The following is an 18,753-nucleotide window of genomic DNA, read 5'->3' as shown; positions in this document are numbered from 1 at the left end:
AGGAAATTCTTATGCAGATGCGCGTCACACAGTACGGAGAGCCTGTCTTGAAGCAGAAGGCGGAAGACATCGACATATTTAACGATGAGCTTGAAACGCTCGCAAACGATATGTTTGAGACGATGTGCGAGGCAAACGGCATAGGGCTTGCCGCTCCGCAGGTCGGCATATCTAAAAGAATGTTTGTAATCGACATGCGCCGCAGAGTCGATACGGATAGCGAATGCAATTTCACTCTCGACGGGCGATATGTTCCTCTTGAGCTTGCAATGCCGCTTGTTGCCGTAAATCCTGAAGTTGAAAACGCGGGCATGTATGTTGAAACCGCGGAGGAGGGTTGCCTTTCCTTCCCCGGGATTTATGCTGAAGTAGAGCGTTTTTACAAGGTGAGGCTGACTTACAACGACTTGCGCGGATTGCGGCATGAAATCGTTTGCGACGGGCTTTTTGCGCGCTGTATCCAGCACGAAAACGACCATTTGGACGGCGTCACTTTTGTTGACAGACTCTCTTCCAAACAGCTTTTGAAAATATCGTCCAAGCTCAAAAAAATAAAGCGTTCTTCGCGCGACTTCTTGAAGGGGCAGAAATGAGCGCGCCCGAAACCGAGCCGCAAGTGCGCCTTTACGTTCACCCCGAGGGCGCGGAACCTGTCAGGGCAGACAAGGCTGTTTCCGCATTTTTTGCGGGGGAATTTTCGCGTTCGAGGCTCGAAGAAAGCTTTAAGGGTGGCAATGTGAAAATATCGGGCGAGGCAATTCCCAAAAAGCGGATATTGGAGGCGGGGGACGTTGTTGAAATTGTCCTTCCCGAAATTCCGCCCGCAGAGGTAAAACCCGTTGAAATACCCGTTGAAATTTTGTACGAGGACGAAGATGTTGTTGTGGTGAACAAGCCCGCGGGAATGACAGTCCACCCCGGAAGCGGAACGGGAGAGGACACTTTGTGCCATGCGATGATGCACCACTGCAAGTCAAAACTCAGCATGGCGGGAGGCGCGATGCGCCCCGGTATTGTCCACAGGCTCGACAAGGAAACTTCGGGCGTCATGATTATGGCCAAGACCGACAGGGCTTATTACAGCCTTGTCAAAATGTTTTCGGAGCGCGATATGGAAAAAACCTATGTCGCGCTTGTATGCGGTGTTCCGTCGGTTCGCACGGGGTCTATACAAAAGGCGATTGCAAGGCATCCCGACTTCCGCACCAAGATGTGCGTTTGCGACGATTTATCGGGCAGGGACGCGCATACCGACTGGGAAATGCTCGAAAGCTTCGGAAGCGACGCGGCTCTTTTGAAATGCCGAATTTTTACGGGCAGGACGCATCCAATCCGCGTCCATCTCTCTTCAATCGGATTTCCCATACTCGGAGATTACACTTACAATTTCCAAAAGAACAAAATGAAGAAAATCGAGCCGCCGCAGAGGGTTATGCTTCACGCCTATTCGCTTAAAATGGCGCATCCTGTAAATCCCGAAAAGCAGATTGATGTTTCAGCAAAGCCGCCGAGCGACTTCCTAAACCTCATAAAAGTTTTGAGGGAAACCGCCAACCTTTAAAAAATCTAATAACATGGAAAACAAGACTCATATCGAAACGCTTGCCGTACAGGCGGGCTACGAACCGAAAAACGGCGAGCCGCGCGTATTGCCGATTTGCCAAAGCACGACTTTCAGATACACTTCATGCGAAGAGCTTGCAAAGCTGTTCGACCTTGACGAAAGCGGCTACTTTTACACACGGCTTGGAAATCCGACAATCGACGCGCTTGAGCGCAAGTTTGCGGCTCTTGAAGGCGGAATAGGTGCGATTGCGTTTTCGAGCGGACAGGCGGCTTCGACGGCTCTTATTTTTAATTTGTGCAATGCGGGCGACCACATCTTGAGCGCATCGACAATTTACGGAGGAACTTACAACTTGTTTGCGCACACCGTAAAAAAGCTCGGCGTCGAAGTTACTTTTGTTGACCCCAAGGCAAGCGCAGATGAAATACGTTCAAAAGTTCGCCCGAACACAAAATTTATTTTTGGCGAAACTTTGTCAAACCCGAGCGTCAAAGTTTTGGATTTTGAAAAGTTTGCGAATGTCGCAAGGGAATTTAACATTCCGTTTGCCGTTGACAATACTTTCCCGACACCCGCATTATGCAGACCTTTTGACTTCGGGGCGAATTTGGTAATCCACAGCCTTTCAAAGTATGCCGACGGGCATGCCTCTGCAATGGGCGGAATTATCGTTGACAAGGGAGACTTCAATTACGACAACCCTAAATTCCCCGATTTTTGCACGCCTGATGAAAGCTATCACGGCATGGTTTACGCCAAGAAGTTTGGCAAATTCGCGTTTTTGGTCAAGGCGCGCACGCACATAATGCGCGATACGGGCGCGATTTTGTCGCCGCAAAACGCGTTCTTGATAAACATGAATTTGGAGACGCTTCCGCTTCGCATGGAGCGTCACAGCTCCAACGCCTTGAAGCTTGCCGAGTTTTTGGAAAACCACCCGAAAGTTTCGTGGGTCGAGTATCCTGGGCTTAAATCCTCTCCCGAAAAGCCTTATGCCGACAAATACTTAAAGGCTTGCAGCGGCGTTTTGACTTTCGGTCCGAAGGGCGGGGCGCATGAGGCGGAAAAGTTCATGAATTCCTTGAAGCTTGCGGCGCAAGTCATACACGTTGCGGATTCGCGCACGAGCGTTTTGCATCCCGCAAGCACAACGCACCGCCAGCTTTCGGAAGAAGCACAGAGAGAAACGGGCATTCTTCCCGAGCTAATCAGGGTTAGCGTCGGCATCGAGCATATAGACGACATTATTGTTGATTTCAAACAGGCTCTTGAAAAATAAATTTGCAAAACTGCGGGCTTTCCGTCCGCAGTTTTTTTGCGCCCGTTCGGATTTTTTTTGACAAAATATTTGCGCAGGTTCAATATTCTTTAAAATAGCAGTATATGGCATCCGTAAAATTTTTAAATTCTTTCAAGTGGTTCCGCAAGGATCTCACAAACATTAAAGATTTAGAGCTTTGGGAAATCGAAGAGATTATGGCTCTTGCCAAAGTTTTTAAGGAAAGCATTGTAAACAAGCTCGGCAAGCTTCCCTGCCAGCGCGGAAAAACCATAGTGAATTTGTTTTTGGAGCCGAGCACGCGCACGCGCAACGCCTTTGAAATGTCGGCTTATCGGCTTGGGGCTGATGTATTGTCGGTAAATTCGTCCGCCTCTTCCATAACAAAGGGCGAGACGTTGAAAGACACCGCAAAAAATCTCGAGGCAATCACCGCCGACATGATTATCATACGCCACTCCGCCGCGGGAGCCGCAAAGTATCTTGCGGAGCGTCTGCGCATTCCCGTCATAAACGCGGGCGACGGGGCGCATGCCCACCCGACGCAGGCTCTCCTCGATTCTTTTACCCTGCGCGAAAAATTCGGCGACGATTTGAGGGGCAAGAAAGTTACGATTTTGGGGGACATTCTTTTCAGCAGGGTCGCGCGCTCAAACATATACTGCCTCAAAAAGCAGGGAGTGGATGTCGTTTTGTCGGGGCCTTCAACTTTGGTTCCGCGCGAATTTGAAAAGATGGGCGTTAAAGTCTGCCACGATTTGAAAGATGCGGTGAAAGATGCGGACGCTGTCATGCTTTTGAGAATACAGCACGAACGCCAGAGCGCAAACTACTTCCCTTCGATATCCGAGTATGCCAATGTTTTTGGTCTTAACAGGCTGCGCGAGGGCTTCCTTAAAAAAGACGCAATAATAATGCACCCGGGGCCTATAAACAGGGGAGTTGAAGTTGACACCTACCTTGCGGATTCCCCGCGTTCGGTTATTTTAAGCCAGGTTACAAACGGCGTTGCAGTCAGAATGGCGGCAATTCATCTTTGCCTGTGCGCGGCGTCAAAAATCAAATAGAAAGCGGCTTTTCATGAAAAATTTTACAATAAAAAACGCCAGAGTGGTGGATCCCGCAAACAATGTCGATAAAATTGCGGACGTGCATGTTTCAAACGGAAAGTTCGTTTCGCAATCTCCCGACGGCGCGGAAGCAATCGACGCAAACGGAATGCTTTTAATCCCCGGGATTGTGGATATTCACGCGCATTTGCGCGAGCCTGGGCAAACCTCAAAAGAAACCATAAGGACGGGGACAAGCGCGGCGGCGGCGGGCGGAATTACGAGCGTTGTCGCAATGCCCAATACCGTTCCCGCGGTTGACAACACCGCAACAGTAAAGCTGGTTGACGAGCTTATAAAGCAGAATGCGGTCGTAAAAGTTTACCAGACGGGCTGTATCACAGAGGGCAGGGCGGGGCAAAAGCTTGCACCGATAGGCTCTTTGAAAAATGCAGGCGTTGTTGCGATTACCGACGACGGCGGTTGCGTTCAAAACAACGAGCTTATGCTTAACGCCTTGCAGTATGCCGACATGTTCGGGCTTTTGGTCATGGACCACTGCCAAGAGGCTACGCTGACCGCGAAAGGGCAGGTTCACGAGGGCGAATGGTCTTACAAGCTCGGTCTTGCGGGCTGGCCGTCTGCGGGTGAGGATTTGATTGTGTCAAGAGACGTTATTCTTTCGCACTACACGGGGGCAAGGGTTCATTTGCAGCACCTTTCAAGCGGATATTCCATCGATATTGTCCGCAGGGCAAAGGCTCGCGGAATAAAGGTTTCAGCCGAAGCCACTCCGCACCACATCGCCTTGACCGCCGCCGCCTGCGACGGCTTTAACACCAACGCCAAGATGAATCCGCCGCTTAGGGACGAAAGCGACAGGCTCTCCATCATAAAAGGTCTTTGCGACGGCACAATAGACGTCATAGCGACAGACCATGCCCCGCACTCTGTAAACGACAAGGATAAGGAGTTCGATTACGCGGCTTTTGGAATCATAGGCTTTGAAACGTCTTTCAGTGTGTGCTATGAAGCTTTGGTAAAAAGCGGTCTAATGCCTCTTGAAAAGCTTGTAGCCCTCATGACGTGCAATCCCGCAAAGCTTTTGAATTTGGACGCAGGAACATTGTCGTGTGGCGCTCCCGCCGACTTTGCGCTGATTGACTTGGACGCGGAATATGTTTACGAAAAAACGTTCTCGCGCTCGTCAAATTCTCCGTGGCTTGGCAAGAAGCTTTGCGCAAAGGTCATGCAGACTTTCGTAAACGGGCGCAGGGTCTATACCGCTGAAAACGGCGTGGAAGTTTAAGAGCCTTATGGACTTGGTTTTTCTGCTTGTTCCCGTTCTGTTTTTTCTTGCCTGGGTTGTATTCGGTTTTGAAATTCTTTCAAAACTTTGCAAAAAATTGAAAAAGCCCGAAAGGGAAGTCGGCTTTGCCATTACGCTTGCCGACTTCTTTCTAATATCGTTTTTGATTTCCATGTCGGTTTTGTTCGGTTCGTCGATTGGAAACAGAGTGGCGGAAGTCCTTACCGAAAACGAGTCGGAGCAGGTTTTCATAAGCATGGGGGTATTGCACTTCATTGTAGTGGGGGCGGTTTTTTTGTTCTTAAAAAAGAGCGATTCAAAGCCAAGGCTTTTTTGGGAAAAATCTGCGGGCTTTCTTAAAATCGCGCTTGGAAGCGCGGGATATTTTTTCGGCCTTTTTTCCTTAATTGCGCTTGTTTCTCTGTTTTGGAATGTCGCCTTGACTGTTTGGGGCGTCGAAATCGAGCCTCAGGAGGTTGTGGAGTATTTCAGGGATGTGGATGGCGGCATGAAGTTTTTTGCGCTGTTTTCCGTGATGTTTCTTGCGCCTGTTTCCGAGGAATTGGTTTTCAGGGGAGTTATGTACGGGGGATTAAAAAATAGGCTTGGGGCGGTTTTTTCGGCGGTCATTGTCAGCGTTTTGTTTGCTGCCGTACATTTCAGCCTGCCCGCATTTATGCCTATATTCGTTTTAAGCCTGCTATTGATTGCGGTTTATGAACGCTACGGGGATTTACGCGCCTCCATGGTTGTCCATTCTCTTTTTAATTCTTTGATGTCGCTTTTAATGTTGGTTGACGAAAATTTTATAAATGTCTGAATGTTTTGCTCGTGAATTTTCAAAATCGGTGGGCTCGCTTTCTGAAAAGGAGCTCATAAGGCGTTTTTGCGGCGCGTTGAAGCCCTGCATGCCGCCTTCTCCCGAAGGCGCGGGCGATGACTGCGCGGTTTTGCCAAAAGGCAATTTTCCTTTGGAAAACATTTTGTCAACGAGTGATGCAGTGATTTTGGGGCGGCATTTCTCGCCCGAAACTTCCGCTTTTGACGCCGGCAGAAAACTTCTTAATAGAAATGCAAGCGACATCGCCTCAATGGGGGGCGTTCCCGTTTATGCGATGACTTCTTCAATAATATCGCCAAAAATTTCGATAGAATGGATTGAAGAATTTGCGCGCGGGCTGAAATTCGCGGCTCAAAAAATCGGAGTAAAGTTTGTGGGCGGAGACGTGGCAAGGGGGGACGGCGGATTTTTTTCAATGCACCTTACTCTTTTGGGGGCTGTTCAAAAGCCTCTTTTGCGCAGTGGCGCAAAGTGTGGCGACAGGATTTTTGTGACGGGCGCGCTCGGGGCGAGTTTTGAAAGCGGGCGTCATTTGACTTTTGAGCCGCGCTTAAAGGAAGGCTTGTTTTTGGCAAAGTGCGCAAATGTCTCGGCTTGCACCGATTTAAGCGACGGTCTTGCAAGCGACATTTTCGACATATTGGCTGATGGCGAGAGCGCGGAGATTTTTGCGGATAAAATTCCCGTATTCGATTTCGTCGGCAATTCTCTAAAAAAATCTTTGTGCGATGGGGAAGACTACGAGCTTCTTTTTACCATGTCCGATATGTCTGATTTTGAGGTGGACGCTTTCATCAGCAAATTCAAGGCGGCAACTTCGACTGAAATTACGGAAATCGGTAGAATAGTTTCGTCAGTCGGAGAAAAATCCAAGCTGTATTTGATTGACGCTTGGGGCGTAAAAACCGAGTTCAAAGATGAGGGATTCAGCCATTTTTAAGGCGTTAAAAAAAAGCGCATTGTTTTTCAATGCGCTTTTAAATTGTTTTTATTTATCTTGTTTTTCTAATGTCTTCAAAGTCGAAGCGTTTAAATTGATTTTTCTTTAAGACTGATTTTAAAGAATCAATCATTGCATTGCGGAACTTTAATTGAAATTCAAATTCCGATTTCAAAACGGGGCTTATTTCTGAAATATTCACTTTGCGAATATCTCTTCCCATGATATTGATTGTTTCGGATATCATGTTCTTTATGTTCTTTTCCAAAGAAGGCTCGTTTTGTATTTCTTCTTTAAATATTTTTGAATATTTATTTGTAATATTGTTGAAGACTTCAAGATTTGCAAGGTCTTTTAAGTTGTTTACAAGAAAGAATGAAAGGAAAGAATTGTTGTTGTCGGAAATCTTCTTTAAAAGTGCGACTTCTTCCGCAAATTTTGCCTGGTCTATTTTTTGCCAGCCCGAATTATCGTCCACTCTTGAAACGTAAACCTTTTCGGTTTTATTCTGCATTCCTCTGCTAAAGTGTTTCGTTTGTGTTTTGTTTGAGAAGTCGGGGAAAGCCAAATCTTTTTCTTCTGTTATGCAGATACCAAGTATTTGGGCGTTTCCTTTTTCATCGAACAAGAAAAGCCCTGTGCCTTGTTTTGTTCCGCTTAACAATTTTCGGCTCAAATTCAAAGAGTTATTTTTTAATGAAACAACTGAGTTTGACCTTAAATTAATTGAATTGTCTTGGACCAAGAAAAGAAAAGCTGTCTTTTCTATTGATTTTTTCAATTCTTCGGTTGACGCCATTGGAATAGGCTTCATTCCGTTTGGCATGGATTTTACCACTGCAATTGCATATGGAGCGTTTTTCGCAACCAAAACATCGGAGTACGAAACAGGTTCGTCAACGCTGTTTACAATCAGCATGCCGTTTGCATCATAAAACGATTTTGGGAATATCACAACAGGCTTTCCTTTAATTTCCGAAATAATGCCTATGCCATCTCCGTTCTCGCCCCTTATGAATACTTGGGCGTTCATCAGGATTTCCTGGTGGTTTGCCTGCACTTGTTGCGGCGTTTCAGATTCTTCCTTGGCGGAAGCTTCCGCATTGCTTTCTGTGTTTACCGCCAAAACTTCGTATTGAATAAACACGTTCAGGATATTTTCAAGGTAGGTTTTCTGCTTTGCAAAGTCGTTCGGGAATTTCTTGTTTGCGGCGGCTTTCAAACCGTAAAAGAGGGTATCGTCAACCAGCGAATTTCTTGGAAGAGAATCAATTTCAATCATCATTTGAGACTGCTCTTCAAATTGTTTAGCCGCTTTTTTGAAGTCTTCGGGGTTTGATTTCAAAACATCCGATTTCATCTTGTTGAAAAGCGCGGTGTTTTCGCCAAAAACGTTTTTGTAGGCGTCTATCGCCATTAGACCCTCTGTCATGTCCTGTATAAACTTGGCTTTCGAGGTAAAGTCGAGTTCAAATTTTTTCTCGGCGAGGGGTTTGATGTGTTTGTTGAAAATTTCCTCGTTGCCTGCGGGAGCCGTCAGCATTGGCAGGAGCATGTAGTTTTCATTTTGCTCGTTAAGCCATTTGTCTTGGGCTTTTGCATTATTGGGGAATAGTTTCTCTGCCTTGTCATTCAGTTTCAACGCCAATTCGGCAGGCATTTCCTGCTGGGCAAAAAGCGTGGTGAGTGAAAGGAGAACTGCGGTGGGAATAAGAATTGATCTAAACATTAAAGTTTATGAAAAACAGTTTTTTTTCTTCTGTCAATTTTATTTGTTTTAATTTTGGATTTTTGCGCCCCTTTAATTTTGCTTGCGTAAATCGGTTTTATTTTAATGATGAAGTTCAGATGAATTTTATAGGCAAAATATTGACATTGGGCGGGCTCTTGAAATTCCGCCAAAAAAATAAGCCAAAGGGCGGGCGCAAAGCCCGTTCTTCCGCGGGAACTCGCGGCTTGAAGCAGCCGAAAAAAACAAAATCTTCAGATTATTTTGAAAACAGGCGCGGCGGACGCAGGCAGGGCGACGCGCGCAAAATCAGGGAAACTTCGGATTTTGGCAAAATTGTCCGCATTCCAAAGGATGTTCCGCAAATTGAAAACTTGCAGTCGCTAAGAGACGACGTAAAAAAATTCGCCGATTTGGGGCTTGGCGACAGAACTCTTGCCGCAATCCGAAAAATGGGGTTTTCGGAGCCGACAGAAATCCAGACGCGCGCCATTCCAATCGCGCTTTCGGGTCGGGACATTATCGGAACGGCGCAAACGGGCACCGGCAAAACTGCGGCTTTCGCTCTGCCGATTATAGAAAAAATTTCCGTTTCAGACAAGATAGGGGCTTTGATTTTAAGCCCCACGAGGGAGCTTGCCGCCCAGATTGCCGACGCGGTCGAGGCTTTTTCCGCGTATTCGGACGTGAAAGTCGTGCTGGTTCAAGGCGGGGTTTCTATGCAAAACCAAATAAATCAAATAAAGAGGGGGACTGACATTCTTGTGGCGACTCCTGGCAGGCTTTTGGATTTGATGCAGCAGAAAGTCGTAGATTTGTCCGCAATTCAATATTTGGTTTTGGACGAAGTTGACAGAATGTTTGACATGGGCTTTATCGACGACGTGACGCGGATAATACGCTCCTGCCCCAAAAACAGGCAGACGCTTTTCTTTTCAGCCACGATGCCGCCTGAAGTTTTGAGGCTTTCAAACTGGGCGTTGAAAGACCCTGAGAGGATTGAAATCGGCATTATCCATTCGCCCGCCGAAACGGTAGAACATTTCATTTATCCTGTCGATTCAATCCAGAAGTACGATATGATTTTGTCTGTCATAAATAGCATAAAAGACGAAGTTGTAATCGTGTTTACCCGCACGCGGATGGATGCGGACAGAATAGGGGAATGGCTTTCGGCGCACGGCTTCAAGCTTGCTGTTTTGCATTCCGACAAAACCCAGCGCGAGCGCGACAAGGCTCTGAATTCTTTTAAGGACGGCAAGGTCGGCATATTGGTTGCAACCGACATCGCTTCGAGGGGATTGGACATTTCAAACGTCGGATATGTCATAAACTACAATGTGCCCGAGCACGCCGAAGACTATGTGCATAGAATCGGAAGGACGGGCAGGGCAAAGAAAGAGGGCAAGGCAATCACGCTCTTTTCCGCCGAAGAAACTTTCTTCTTGGAGCGCATCGAGCGGTTTATAGGAAGACCGATTGAGCGACGAAAGCTTGAAGGCTTCAACTATCGAAACGAGCCCGACTTGATGGTCGCCGTCCCGAAGCACAAGAAAAAGCGCAACCGTTAAATTCGCGGGATTTTTATGAAACAGTATCTTGATTTGCTAAAATTGGTTTTGGAAAACGGCGACGAGCGCAAAGACCGTACGGGCGTCGGCACAATCGGTGTTTTCGGTGCGCAGGCGCGTTTTGACTTGCGCGAGTCATTTCCTCTTTTGACGACGAAAAAGCTTCATCTTCGCTCCATAATCTACGAGCTTTTGTGGTTTTTGAAAGGCGACACCAACATAAAATACCTAAACGACAACCGCGTTACAATCTGGGACGAGTGGGCTGACAAAAATGGCGATTTGGGCAGAATTTACGGCGCGCAGTGGACGGATTGGCGCACTCCCGACGGCGGGAGCATAAACCAGATAAAAAACTTGATAGACGGCATAAAGAAAGACCCGTTCGGCAGGCGGCATATCGTTTCCGCGTGGAATCCCGGCGAAATCAAAAAAATGGCTCTCCCGCCTTGCCATGCTCTTTTCCAGTTTTATGTTTCGCCCGACGGAGGGCTTTCCTGCCAGCTTTATCAGCGCAGCGCAGACTTGTTTTTGGGCGTTCCCTTCAACATCGCTTCCTACGCGATGCTCACAATGATGGTTGCGCAGGTGTGCGGTTTGAAGCCGAAAGAATTTGTGCATACATTCGGGGATTTGCACATATACAAGAACCATTTGGAGCAGGTAAAGCTGCAGCTTTCAAGGGAGCCGAGGAGTCTGCCTTTGATGAAGCTAAATCCGGAACGCAAAAACATCGAAGATTTTGTCTTTGAAGATTTTGTTTTGGAAGGCTACGACCCGCATCCGACGATAAAAGCACCGATTGCCGTTTAACATGGAAGTTTTTAAAAATTGGAAAGCAATTGCGGCAGTCGCCGAAAACGGGGTAATCGGTTGCGGCTTGGAAATCCCGTGGCATATTTCCGAAGACTTCAAACATTTCAAAAAGACGACCATGGGCGGGATTGTCGTGTTTGGCAGGAGAACTTGGGAAAGTTTTGGCTTTAAGCCTCTGCCGAACCGCGAAAATGTTGTGGTTTCATCTTCATGCCCGCGTTCTGAAAACGCAAAATTTTTCAATTCTCTGGAGGAATTTGCATCTGCGTATGAAAATGAAGAGCGTCCTGTTTGGATTTGCGGAGGCGCGGCACTTTACGCCTCGGCGATTCCTCATTGTTCTGAGGTTATTTTGAGCAGGGTCAAGATGAAGCCGCAAGGCGATGTTTTTTTCCCCGACATTTCTGCAAATTTTGTTGAAAAAGAGACTTTATTGAAATCGGAAAAGTTCGATGTTATAAGATATGTGAGAAGATAAAACGTTTTAGTTTATATATAAAAAAACTTTGACATATTTTTTAAAAACTGCATCTTTATTTTTGAAAATAAAATATTTATCCCAATAAAAGGAGTCGAAATGGCTGAGAAAAAGGCAAATAAAAAAGAAACGAAAACAACCGCGCCTGCAAAGAAAACAGTCGCCAAAAAAGCCGCTGAAAAAAAGGCTGAAAGCGCAAAAGTAAAGAAAGTTGCGGCGGCGGCAAAAGTTGCGGCAAAAGCTTGCGGCGGTCTTACCCGCATCATCGTGAAAAAAGATGCGGGCTGGGGCAACAGCCTTTATATTCGCGGAGAAGGCGCGGGGCTTAATTGGCAAAAGGGCGTTTTGTTGCAGTGCGTCGATTCCGACGAATGGATTTGGGAAAACAAAGTCGCCAAGGGATCGGTCGAATTCAAAATTTTGATTAACGACGAGTTTTGGGCAGACGGCGAAAATCTCGCGGTTTGCGCGGGAGAAACCCTGACTTGCTATCCGACATTCTGCGGTTGCTGATATTTTATTTTGGAGGCGGGTTTTTGCCCGCCTCTTTTTTTTTTGAAACTTTTATGCCTTTGGAGCGTTTGAAATATTAGATTGTTTTTTCTGTTTATATGGTTTAAAAAGGAGGAAGTATGAAAAAGAAAATAACATTGCTCTTGTGCGGGGTTTTGGTTTTGTCAACCGCAACCGCCGCTGTTGTTGTTCAAAACACAACCACGACCGTTACTGAATCTCAGCCCGACGGAATTGCAATCGGAACTTACGAAGTTAGCGAATCTCCGATGAGTGCGGGCGAGGCGGCTTGGGCGTTGTCGAGAGCTTCCGCGGTTGTCGCCATGGATATGGATTCTGCCACAACCGTTTCCGAGCAGTCGTTTGCCCTCTCTTCGTTGATTTACAAAACAGACAAAAGCGAGGCTCTGAACACTTTAAGGGAAATTTTTTACAACGCCCCGTCAAATGAGGCCCGCGTTTATGCTTTGATGGGAATTTACGCCATTGGGGACACTTCCGAATTTAACGGGCTTTACAATTCGATAAACAAAGACGACACGCTGGTTGCCATCGTTTCGGGCAAGCCTTACACTGTTTCAATTGAAAAATTTTTCGCGACATTTAAGAAAAATCCGCAAATGTTTTTGCCTACGTCTTTTCCCCCGAAAAATTTGAGCTTTGAAAAAGCCGTGTCTGCGGCTTCCAAAACATCTTCCGAGTCTTCCAAAACAACTACAACAACCACTTCCACAAGCGTTTCTTTTACTACGACGTTTCCGTCTTTGTGGTATTCGGACATAATTTATTGGAATGCCTTTGCGCGCCCTGTAATTATATTTTCGCACCACAAGCGTCCGCACCATTTCAGACCGCGCCCTCTGCCTCCGCGTCCGCTGCCTATACGCCCGCCGCACAATCCCAATTTCCGTCCGAAACCCGTACATCCGCAGGTTTTCTACAAGCCCGTTTCGGGCAAGCCGAAATTCGGAAGCGGTGCAAAGGGCGTGAAAAACCGTGCGCCGCAAAGCGGGGCATTGACAAACTTGAATTTTGGTAAAAAAAACGCAAAGCCTGACGCGGCGCAAAGACCGTATCCAAAAATTCCCGCGGTGAAGACGGGCGGTGTGCCTGCTCAAAATGTCAAGCGTCCGAATGCCGTAAAAAGTTCGCCTCCCGCGCATATAAAGCCGTCGGCGCAGCCTTCAATAAAGGTAAGCTCTCCGACAGGATCGGCTTCTTTTGCCCCGCGGCAAATACAGCCGTCGCGCACGAGAAAATAGGCTTAAAAAAATCGGCTTTCTAATTTGAAGCCGATTTTTTGTTTTTGCCAAGATTGTTCGGAATTCGCTTTAATTCAACTTGAAGTTTTTTGCCTTTCAAAAATTCGAGCTTGTTTGCGTTGACCCTTATGGTGTCTGCCGACAGCAAGTCTTTTATGAAGAGGTTTTGAAATTCCAAAAATTCGCTTTCCGTGTTTTTTGTTTGTGGCGAAACTGCAATGGGCTTTAAGGTTGCCTTGAAATGGCATTCGCTTCTTTTTAATTTTTTGCGGGAAAGCTCGGTGTCGGATTTAACGGGGTAGGCTCCGCCCATTATTTCAAGCTCCAAATTTTTTTCAAAATGTATGTAAATCTTGTCTTTTGAAATTTTTAAATTCGATGCTCCCTTTACATATACAGGCTGCCAAGTCGTTTCGGGCAGGGTTTCAACGGGATTGGTTTTGGGCGCGCATGCGCATGCAAAAAACGCAAAGACAAAAGCTGTCGCAATATGAAATATTTTATTCATTGGTAAATTCTTTTACTGTAAAAGAAATTTTTTCGCAAGGGAAATATTTTTCCAATCGCATATTGACAAATTCATGGTTTCGGAAAAAATCTGCACTATGGAAGAAAAGATTGTAATAATTACGGGTGCCGCATCGGGCATAGGGAAGGGTATTGCAAGAAAATTTTTGGGAGAGAATTGGCGCGCGGTATGCTTTGACATTTCAAAAAAATCCCTTGAAAAAACGGCTTATGATTTTAATGAAGACGGCTTTAAGAACTTTGAAATTTTTGAAGGCGACTGTGGAACGCTTGCTTCGTGGCAAAATTTAAAGCAAATTTTAGGCGGCGGTTCAGAAAAAATCGGGGCAGTAATAAACAATGCGGGAATAGGCATAAATAAACCCGTTCAAGACCTTTCTTTGGAAGAATGGAACAGGGTTATGGCAACCAATGTGGCTTCTGTGTTCCTGTCTGCAAAAGTGTTCGGCGATATTTTGAAAAAAAACGGCGCGCCGATGGTGAACATAGCTTCCACAAGGGCATTGATGAGCGAGGCGAATACCGAAGCTTACAGCGCGTCCAAGGGAGCGATCGTATCTCTTACGCACGCTCTTGCAATGTCGCTTGCGCCCGCAAGAGTAAACTGCATCTCTCCCGGATGGATTGACAACGGCTCAAATTCTCCGCTTACCCAAGAAGACCATTTGCAGCATCCCGCAGGCAGGGCGGGCGTGCCGTCTGACATCGCTGAGCTTGCGTTCTTTCTTGCCGACAATTCAAAATCGGGATTTATAACGGGGCAAAATTTTTATTGCGACGGGGGAATGACGAAAAAAATGATTTATGTTTAATGCCATGGAAAAGCTTAAAATTGAAAATATGGATTTGGAAGCCGCAAAGATTGACATGTACGGGGCTGCCTTGATGATTATAAAAAATGCCAAAGGCTTTCTTGCCTGCGGCTACATTAAAATCGAAACCGCTGAGAAGCTCGGGCACGCTGGGGCGATTGTGACGGGAGTCAAAAATTTTGACGATATGCTTAATGCAAAAGTTTGCGCACTGACTTCAAAGGCGGCGGCTTGCGGAGTGAAAGAGGGAATGTCGGGCTTGGAGGCTCTAAGGCTTTTAAAATAAAAAACCGTCGAGTTCCGCGAAATCGATGCAGACTTTCGCGCCGGTTTTGGCAAGCCTTTGCCTTGACTGGTGCCCCGTCGCCATAAGTACGCAGTTTGCGCCTGTTTTATGCGCGACTTCAAAATCGTGGTCGGTATCTCCAATCACAAGGATTTCTTCTGGGGGAAGATTTAAGCTTTCTATGTGTTTTTTGCCAAGTTCAAGCTTTGTGTTTGCGTTGATGTCAGACAGCCCCGAAATTTTCGACATATACTTTTTAATTCCGAAAAATTCGACCGCCTCGTTTAAAAAATTTATCTCGTAGGCGGAAAGAATGCTTTGCGGAATTTTATGTGCGCTGATTTTTTGAATGACATTTAATGCGCCGTCATTTAGCTTGCAGTCGAAACGCTTGGCGTTGAAATTTTTAATGAAGATTTTGCCGATTTCGTCAAATTTTTCTTTTGAGACGTTCAACCCGAGCTTGCGATAGTAATTTATGACGGGGAATGAAAAGTTTTCGCGGTAGTCTTCTTTCCCGACTTCGGGCAGGTTGAAGCTTTTAAGTATGCCGTTTAAAACCTCGACACTGAGCCACGAGTCGTCCACTATCGTGCCGTTCCAGTCCCAAATTATATGTTTGTAATTCATAAATAGTTGTGTTTAAAAGCCGGAATTTTGCCAAAATTCAAAAACTCCGATTTTGCATTGAAGCTCCGTAAAATTGAAAAAACGCCATAATGCGCCTGTTTTTTGCCTTGTCGAATAAAAAAATTTAAAAAAATTAAAAGTTTTGGTTGCATTTTTGCATACAGTTGGTAAGGTTTAACACTTTTCAAAAATTTAACTTGTCGAAGCTTCATTTTCGGCGGGGCTTTTTATTATACTAAAATAGAGAATATACAATGAAACAAATCAATCTTAACGTTGCAAACAGAGAAACGGTAGGCGGCAAAAGCGCAGCCCGTTATCGCAAAGAAGGCAAAATTCCCGCAGTCATTTACGGAGAAAGCGGCTGCAAAAATCTTCTTGTTGACGCAAAGGAGTTCTCGGTTGTAGCCAAGTCTGTCTTGGGCAAGGCCGCATTGCTTGAAATCCATTTTGAAGACGGCACTGAATCCCGTTATGCGATTTTGAAGGAAGTATTGCGCGATCCCTTGAAAGATAATGTCGAACACATCGACTTCAAGGAAGTTGTCCGCGGCAAGCCCATGGACGCTGTTATCCCCTTGCACTTTGAAGGCGAAGCCGAAGGCGTTAAGAACGAAAACGGCGTTTTGGAAATCAATTTGCACGAAGTTCCTGTTCGTTGCCGTCCGCGCGACCTTCCCGAATTTATTGTTGTTGACGTGTCGAATATGCATGTTGGCGAAAGCATCACTGTTTCCGGCTTGAAGCTTCCCGAAGGCGTTGAAATTCACGGCGCGCATGCCGACGCTCCCGTCGTTTCCTGCTCTTCTGTAGAGGTGCAGGAAGAACCTGCGGCGGCTGAAGCTGAACCTGCCGAAGGCGAGGCTGCGGCTCCTGCTGCAAAGGAATAATGCCATTGCGGATAAGCTCGCAATTTTTTGCTCTTTAAAGTTTATCAACGGTCTTTTTCTTAGAAATGGCTTTCAGACTTGCAGTGGGTCTTGGAAATTCGCCGTCCCGATATGAAGGCACGCGCCACAATGTCGGAATGGCGGCGCTGGGGCGCATTGCGGGCATGTATCAAGCCAAGTTTTCTTTGAACAAATATTGCGCGGCGTATTTAAGCAAGGCGAATGTTTGCGGAAAGGATGTCGTTTTTGCGGCGGCCCAGGGGTATATGAATGAAAGCGGCGTAAATATTGCAAACATATTGCGCTTCCTTAAAATCGATATTTCCGAGACAATCGTTTTTTACGACGACATTACAATTCAAAGAGGCTCTTTCAAAATTTCCGAAGGCGGCTCTTCGGGAGGGCATAACGGCGTCGAAAACATAATCGCCCGTTGCGGCAATTCTTTTGCCCGCGTGCGCATAGGTCTCGGTGGCAAAACCTTCAAGGAAATGGATTTGGCGGATTATGTATTGGGCGGTCTTTCGGACGATGAAAAAGCCTCGTTCGAAGCCTCTCTTCCCAAGCTGAAAGACGCTTTTGAGATGATATGCTCAAAAGGCTTGGTCGCGGCGCAGAACGCTTTTAACAGAAAATGATGGTTGGTAAAAATATTGCAAAAAATGCTTGCCGATTTCGCGGCTCTCTTTTTATAGTAAAGTAAAATTTATTTAAAAACATCAATATGGATAATAAAAAATACAAGGCAACATTTGTACTCGATACAAGAGGCTATGACCAATCTGTCGATACATTGATTGAAAAGTTAACGGGCATCGTTACTGCGATTGGCGGTAAGGTTGAAAAAACCGAAAATCTCGGCGTAAAGGAATTCGTCCGCACTCCGGACCGCAAGTTCGTAAGCGGAGTTTATGTTTGCGTGGAATTTGAAGGCCCGTCCAACTCCGCGTCTCAAATTAAGGAAAAATTGAGCCGCGACAAGACTGTAAACCGTCTTATCGTTTTGGCTGAATAATTGATTTAGGCGAAAGGTTCCCGATATGGCGTCTTTTAACAAAGTCATTTTAATGGGCAATCTCACGAGGGATCCCGAGCTTCGGCAGACGCAAAGCGGTACTTCTGTTTGCCGTTTTTCCATTGCGGTGAACCGTTCGTATAATGGTCAAGACGGCAATTTGCGCGAGGAAACCTGCTTTATCGAAGTCGATTCTTTCGGAAGAACGGCGGAAAACATCGGCAAGTATTTTTCAAAAGGCAAGCCCATTCTTTTGGAAGGGCGTCTGCGCCAGGATACTTGGGACGACAAGGAAACGGGGAAATCCCGCAGCAAGCTTGTTGTAGTTCTCGACAGGTTTGAATTTGTTGGCGGAAGCTCTCGCGATTCGGGGTCGGATTTCGACCAGTCTTCAAGCGGCAACTCTTACAAGCGCACAAGCCCCGCTCCGCGCGGCAAGGCTCCTGAAAGGGTTGACGATTTGGAAGACGACGACGTACCGTTTTGATTTTTAGGTTAATTTTAAGATATAAGGAATAATTATGGCACATACAGATGTATTGTTGGTAAAGCCTGTGGAACGTCTCGGTGGCGAAGGCGAACAGGTTTCGGTTAAGGCAGGTTATGCAAGAAATTTCTTGTTCCCGCAGAAAATTGCTATCCCTGTAAATCGTGCGAATAAAAAGCAGATTGAAGCTTTAATCAAGGCTCGCGAAATCCGCGAGGCAAACGAACGCAGCGAAGCTGAAAAAATCGCGGCTCGTTTGGCGGAAATCTCTTTGGCAATCGCGGTTAAGACCGGCGAAGGCGGCAAAATGTTCGGTTCCGTCACGGCTCAGGACATTATAAACCGTCTCGAAGCGGAAGGCGTTTCCATTTCCAAGAAGCAAATTCATTTGCAGGCTGTCAAGGAATTGGGCAAGCACGTTGCTTCAATCAGGCTTCACAAGGATATTAAGGTTGACTTCAACTTTGAAGTTGTTTCCGAAAATCCGATTGAAGAATAATTTTGCTTTTGCAAAAATTAGAATTGTTTTTTTGTATATTTTGCGCGTCTCCCGCATTTTTGAGGGGGGCGCGTTTTTTTATGGCTGAGCAAAGATGGCTTTTGTTGCGTTTGGGTGTTCGTTTTTTATTTTGAGGTATTATTAATTTTTGTTTTCATTTTTTTTTGCGTTTTGGGTGTTCGGAATATTGTTTGCAAGAAACTTTGCGTCTTATCTATTGCTTTTGCAACGCACTGTCTCTTAAATAAACGG

The 18,753-nt window shown here is 46.1% G+C and carries 22 protein-coding genes; 19 read left to right on the top strand and 3 right to left on the bottom strand.

What is annotated here, in order from left to right; genetic code table 11:
* Window positions 1-17 precede the first annotated feature (17 nt).
* The 7 genes from MOX91_RS07025 (at window position 18) to MOX91_RS06995 (ending at window position 6,985) form a co-directional block, all read left to right on the top strand.
* Complete coding sequence (locus tag MOX91_RS07025; protein WP_370397376.1) at window positions 18-593, top strand: peptide deformylase; 576 nt, start codon at window positions 18-20, stop codon at window positions 591-593.
* Entirely contained in the window at window positions 590-1,561 is a 972-nt protein-coding gene (locus MOX91_RS07020) for an RluA family pseudouridine synthase (RefSeq protein WP_370397375.1), read from the top strand. Before MOX91_RS07025 ends, MOX91_RS07020 begins: the two co-directional genes overlap by 4 nt.
* A gap of 13 nt (window positions 1,562-1,574) precedes the next feature.
* Window positions 1,575-2,846 carry an O-acetylhomoserine aminocarboxypropyltransferase/cysteine synthase family protein gene (locus MOX91_RS07015; RefSeq protein WP_370397374.1) on the top strand — a complete coding sequence of 424 codons (1,272 nt, stop codon included), beginning with the start codon at window positions 1,575-1,577 and terminating at the stop codon, window positions 2,844-2,846.
* Window positions 2,847-2,950: 104 nt separating this feature from the next.
* A complete protein-coding gene (locus MOX91_RS07010; protein WP_370397373.1) occupies window positions 2,951-3,913 on the top strand; it encodes an aspartate carbamoyltransferase catalytic subunit in 963 nt (320 codons plus the stop codon).
* 13 nt (window positions 3,914-3,926) lie between these two features.
* Window positions 3,927-5,204: a dihydroorotase gene (locus tag MOX91_RS07005; protein ID WP_370397372.1), complete on the top strand. Its 1,278-nt coding sequence runs from the start codon at window positions 3,927-3,929 to the stop codon at window positions 5,202-5,204.
* A 7-nt stretch (window positions 5,205-5,211) separates the two neighbouring features.
* Window positions 5,212-6,024: a CPBP family intramembrane glutamic endopeptidase gene (locus MOX91_RS07000; protein WP_370397371.1), complete on the top strand. Its 813-nt coding sequence runs from the start codon at window positions 5,212-5,214 to the stop codon at window positions 6,022-6,024.
* The gene (locus tag MOX91_RS06995) at window positions 6,017-6,985 is read left to right on the top strand and encodes a thiamine-phosphate kinase (protein ID WP_370397370.1); all 969 of its coding nucleotides are present in this window, start codon (window positions 6,017-6,019) and stop codon (window positions 6,983-6,985) included. Before MOX91_RS07000 ends, MOX91_RS06995 begins: the two co-directional genes overlap by 8 nt.
* A 52-nt stretch (window positions 6,986-7,037) precedes the next feature.
* Here MOX91_RS06995 and MOX91_RS06990 read toward each other — a convergent pair whose 3' ends face one another.
* Entirely contained in the window at window positions 7,038-8,714 is a 1,677-nt protein-coding gene (locus MOX91_RS06990; RefSeq protein WP_370397369.1) for a hypothetical protein, read from the bottom strand.
* Window positions 8,715-8,833: 119 nt separating this feature from the next.
* Here MOX91_RS06990 and MOX91_RS06985 point away from each other — a divergent pair, with 119 nt between their 5' ends.
* The 5 genes from MOX91_RS06985 to MOX91_RS06965 all read left to right on the top strand — a co-directional run bounded on the left by MOX91_RS06985 (window position 8,834) and on the right by MOX91_RS06965 (window position 13,354).
* Window positions 8,834-10,285: a DEAD/DEAH box helicase gene (locus MOX91_RS06985; RefSeq protein ID WP_370397368.1), complete on the top strand. Its 1,452-nt coding sequence runs from the start codon at window positions 8,834-8,836 to the stop codon at window positions 10,283-10,285.
* A 15-nt stretch (window positions 10,286-10,300) separates the two neighbouring features.
* The gene (locus MOX91_RS06980; RefSeq protein WP_370397367.1) at window positions 10,301-11,098 is read left to right on the top strand and encodes a thymidylate synthase; all 798 of its coding nucleotides are present in this window, start codon (window positions 10,301-10,303) and stop codon (window positions 11,096-11,098) included.
* A gap of 1 nt (window position 11,099) precedes the next feature.
* Window positions 11,100-11,579 (top strand): dihydrofolate reductase, encoded by a 480-nt coding sequence (locus tag MOX91_RS06975; RefSeq protein WP_370397366.1) that lies wholly within the window; start codon window positions 11,100-11,102, stop codon window positions 11,577-11,579.
* A gap of 99 nt (window positions 11,580-11,678) precedes the next feature.
* Window positions 11,679-12,092, top strand: coding sequence for a hypothetical protein (locus MOX91_RS06970; RefSeq protein WP_370397365.1), 414 nt, complete (start codon window positions 11,679-11,681; stop codon window positions 12,090-12,092).
* A 119-nt stretch (window positions 12,093-12,211) separates the two neighbouring features.
* Window positions 12,212-13,354: a dihydrolipoyllysine-residue succinyltransferase component of 2-oxoglutarate dehydrogenase complex gene (locus MOX91_RS06965; protein WP_370397364.1), complete on the top strand. Its 1,143-nt coding sequence runs from the start codon at window positions 12,212-12,214 to the stop codon at window positions 13,352-13,354.
* 19 nt (window positions 13,355-13,373) lie between these two features.
* Here MOX91_RS06965 and MOX91_RS06960 read toward each other — a convergent pair whose 3' ends face one another.
* On the bottom strand, window positions 13,374-13,862 hold the full coding sequence (locus MOX91_RS06960; protein WP_370397363.1) for a hypothetical protein: 489 nt from the start codon (window positions 13,860-13,862) through the stop codon (window positions 13,374-13,376).
* 97 nt (window positions 13,863-13,959) lie between these two features.
* On the opposite strand from MOX91_RS06960, the gene MOX91_RS06955 reads away from it, so the two are divergent.
* Together MOX91_RS06955 and MOX91_RS06950 are read left to right on the top strand one after the other, a co-directional pair.
* Window positions 13,960-14,694, top strand: coding sequence for an SDR family oxidoreductase (locus tag MOX91_RS06955; protein WP_370397362.1), 735 nt, complete (start codon window positions 13,960-13,962; stop codon window positions 14,692-14,694).
* Window positions 14,687-14,980: a YunC family protein gene (locus tag MOX91_RS06950; RefSeq protein WP_370397361.1), complete on the top strand. Its 294-nt coding sequence runs from the start codon at window positions 14,687-14,689 to the stop codon at window positions 14,978-14,980. The genes MOX91_RS06955 and MOX91_RS06950 overlap by 8 nt, the downstream gene beginning before the upstream one ends.
* On the opposite strand, the gene MOX91_RS06945 is transcribed toward MOX91_RS06950, so the two are convergent.
* Complete coding sequence (locus MOX91_RS06945) at window positions 14,972-15,610, bottom strand: HAD family hydrolase (protein WP_370397360.1); 639 nt, start codon at window positions 15,608-15,610, stop codon at window positions 14,972-14,974. The two genes, MOX91_RS06950 and MOX91_RS06945, sit on opposite strands and share 9 nt — an antisense overlap.
* A gap of 254 nt (window positions 15,611-15,864) precedes the next feature.
* Here MOX91_RS06945 and MOX91_RS06940 point away from each other — a divergent pair, with 254 nt between their 5' ends.
* From MOX91_RS06940 to rplI, 5 genes are all read left to right on the top strand, one after another.
* Window positions 15,865-16,500, top strand: coding sequence for a 50S ribosomal protein L25 (locus tag MOX91_RS06940; RefSeq protein WP_370397359.1), 636 nt, complete (start codon window positions 15,865-15,867; stop codon window positions 16,498-16,500).
* Window positions 16,501-16,565: 65 nt separating this feature from the next.
* On the top strand, window positions 16,566-17,138 hold the full coding sequence (pth, locus tag MOX91_RS06935; protein WP_370397358.1) for an aminoacyl-tRNA hydrolase: 573 nt from the start codon (window positions 16,566-16,568) through the stop codon (window positions 17,136-17,138).
* A gap of 86 nt (window positions 17,139-17,224) precedes the next feature.
* Window positions 17,225-17,515: a 30S ribosomal protein S6 gene (locus MOX91_RS06930; RefSeq protein ID WP_370397357.1), complete on the top strand. Its 291-nt coding sequence runs from the start codon at window positions 17,225-17,227 to the stop codon at window positions 17,513-17,515.
* Window positions 17,516-17,540: 25 nt separating this feature from the next.
* Window positions 17,541-18,002, top strand: coding sequence for a single-stranded DNA-binding protein (locus MOX91_RS06925; protein ID WP_370397356.1), 462 nt, complete (start codon window positions 17,541-17,543; stop codon window positions 18,000-18,002).
* 34 nt (window positions 18,003-18,036) lie between these two features.
* Window positions 18,037-18,501, top strand: a complete 465-nt coding sequence (gene rplI / locus MOX91_RS06920; RefSeq protein ID WP_370397355.1) for a 50S ribosomal protein L9 — start codon at window positions 18,037-18,039, stop codon at window positions 18,499-18,501.
* Window positions 18,502-18,753 lie beyond the last annotated feature (252 nt).

This window comes from Intestinicryptomonas porci (assembly GCF_033971905.1).
GTDB lineage: Bacteria > Verrucomicrobiota > Verrucomicrobiia > Opitutales > Intestinicryptomonadaceae > Intestinicryptomonas > Intestinicryptomonas porci.
This window is presented reverse-complemented; position numbering and strand designations above follow the sequence as displayed.

Coding starts and splice junctions, on each gene's coding strand:
- MOX91_RS07025 (WP_370397376.1), top strand. CDS start 18: ATGCGCGTCACACAGTACGGAGAGCCTGTCTTGAAGCAGAAGGCGGAA.
- MOX91_RS07020 (WP_370397375.1), top strand. CDS start 590: ATGAGCGCGCCCGAAACCGAGCCGCAAGTGCGCCTTTACGTTCACCCC.
- MOX91_RS07015 (WP_370397374.1), top strand. CDS start 1,575: ATGGAAAACAAGACTCATATCGAAACGCTTGCCGTACAGGCGGGCTAC.
- MOX91_RS07010 (WP_370397373.1), top strand. CDS start 2,951: ATGGCATCCGTAAAATTTTTAAATTCTTTCAAGTGGTTCCGCAAGGAT.
- MOX91_RS07005 (WP_370397372.1), top strand. CDS start 3,927: ATGAAAAATTTTACAATAAAAAACGCCAGAGTGGTGGATCCCGCAAAC.
- MOX91_RS07000 (WP_370397371.1), top strand. CDS start 5,212: ATGGACTTGGTTTTTCTGCTTGTTCCCGTTCTGTTTTTTCTTGCCTGG.
- MOX91_RS06995 (WP_370397370.1), top strand. CDS start 6,017: ATGTCTGAATGTTTTGCTCGTGAATTTTCAAAATCGGTGGGCTCGCTT.
- MOX91_RS06990 (WP_370397369.1), bottom strand. CDS start 8,714: ATGTTTAGATCAATTCTTATTCCCACCGCAGTTCTCCTTTCACTCACC.
- MOX91_RS06985 (WP_370397368.1), top strand. CDS start 8,834: ATGAATTTTATAGGCAAAATATTGACATTGGGCGGGCTCTTGAAATTC.
- MOX91_RS06980 (WP_370397367.1), top strand. CDS start 10,301: ATGAAACAGTATCTTGATTTGCTAAAATTGGTTTTGGAAAACGGCGAC.
- MOX91_RS06975 (WP_370397366.1), top strand. CDS start 11,100: ATGGAAGTTTTTAAAAATTGGAAAGCAATTGCGGCAGTCGCCGAAAAC.
- MOX91_RS06970 (WP_370397365.1), top strand. CDS start 11,679: ATGGCTGAGAAAAAGGCAAATAAAAAAGAAACGAAAACAACCGCGCCT.
- MOX91_RS06965 (WP_370397364.1), top strand. CDS start 12,212: ATGAAAAAGAAAATAACATTGCTCTTGTGCGGGGTTTTGGTTTTGTCA.
- MOX91_RS06960 (WP_370397363.1), bottom strand. CDS start 13,862: ATGAATAAAATATTTCATATTGCGACAGCTTTTGTCTTTGCGTTTTTT.
- MOX91_RS06955 (WP_370397362.1), top strand. CDS start 13,960: ATGGAAGAAAAGATTGTAATAATTACGGGTGCCGCATCGGGCATAGGG.
- MOX91_RS06950 (WP_370397361.1), top strand. CDS start 14,687: ATGTTTAATGCCATGGAAAAGCTTAAAATTGAAAATATGGATTTGGAA.
- MOX91_RS06945 (WP_370397360.1), bottom strand. CDS start 15,610: ATGAATTACAAACATATAATTTGGGACTGGAACGGCACGATAGTGGAC.
- MOX91_RS06940 (WP_370397359.1), top strand. CDS start 15,865: ATGAAACAAATCAATCTTAACGTTGCAAACAGAGAAACGGTAGGCGGC.
- pth (WP_370397358.1), top strand. CDS start 16,566: ATGGCTTTCAGACTTGCAGTGGGTCTTGGAAATTCGCCGTCCCGATAT.
- MOX91_RS06930 (WP_370397357.1), top strand. CDS start 17,225: ATGGATAATAAAAAATACAAGGCAACATTTGTACTCGATACAAGAGGC.
- MOX91_RS06925 (WP_370397356.1), top strand. CDS start 17,541: ATGGCGTCTTTTAACAAAGTCATTTTAATGGGCAATCTCACGAGGGAT.
- rplI (WP_370397355.1), top strand. CDS start 18,037: ATGGCACATACAGATGTATTGTTGGTAAAGCCTGTGGAACGTCTCGGT.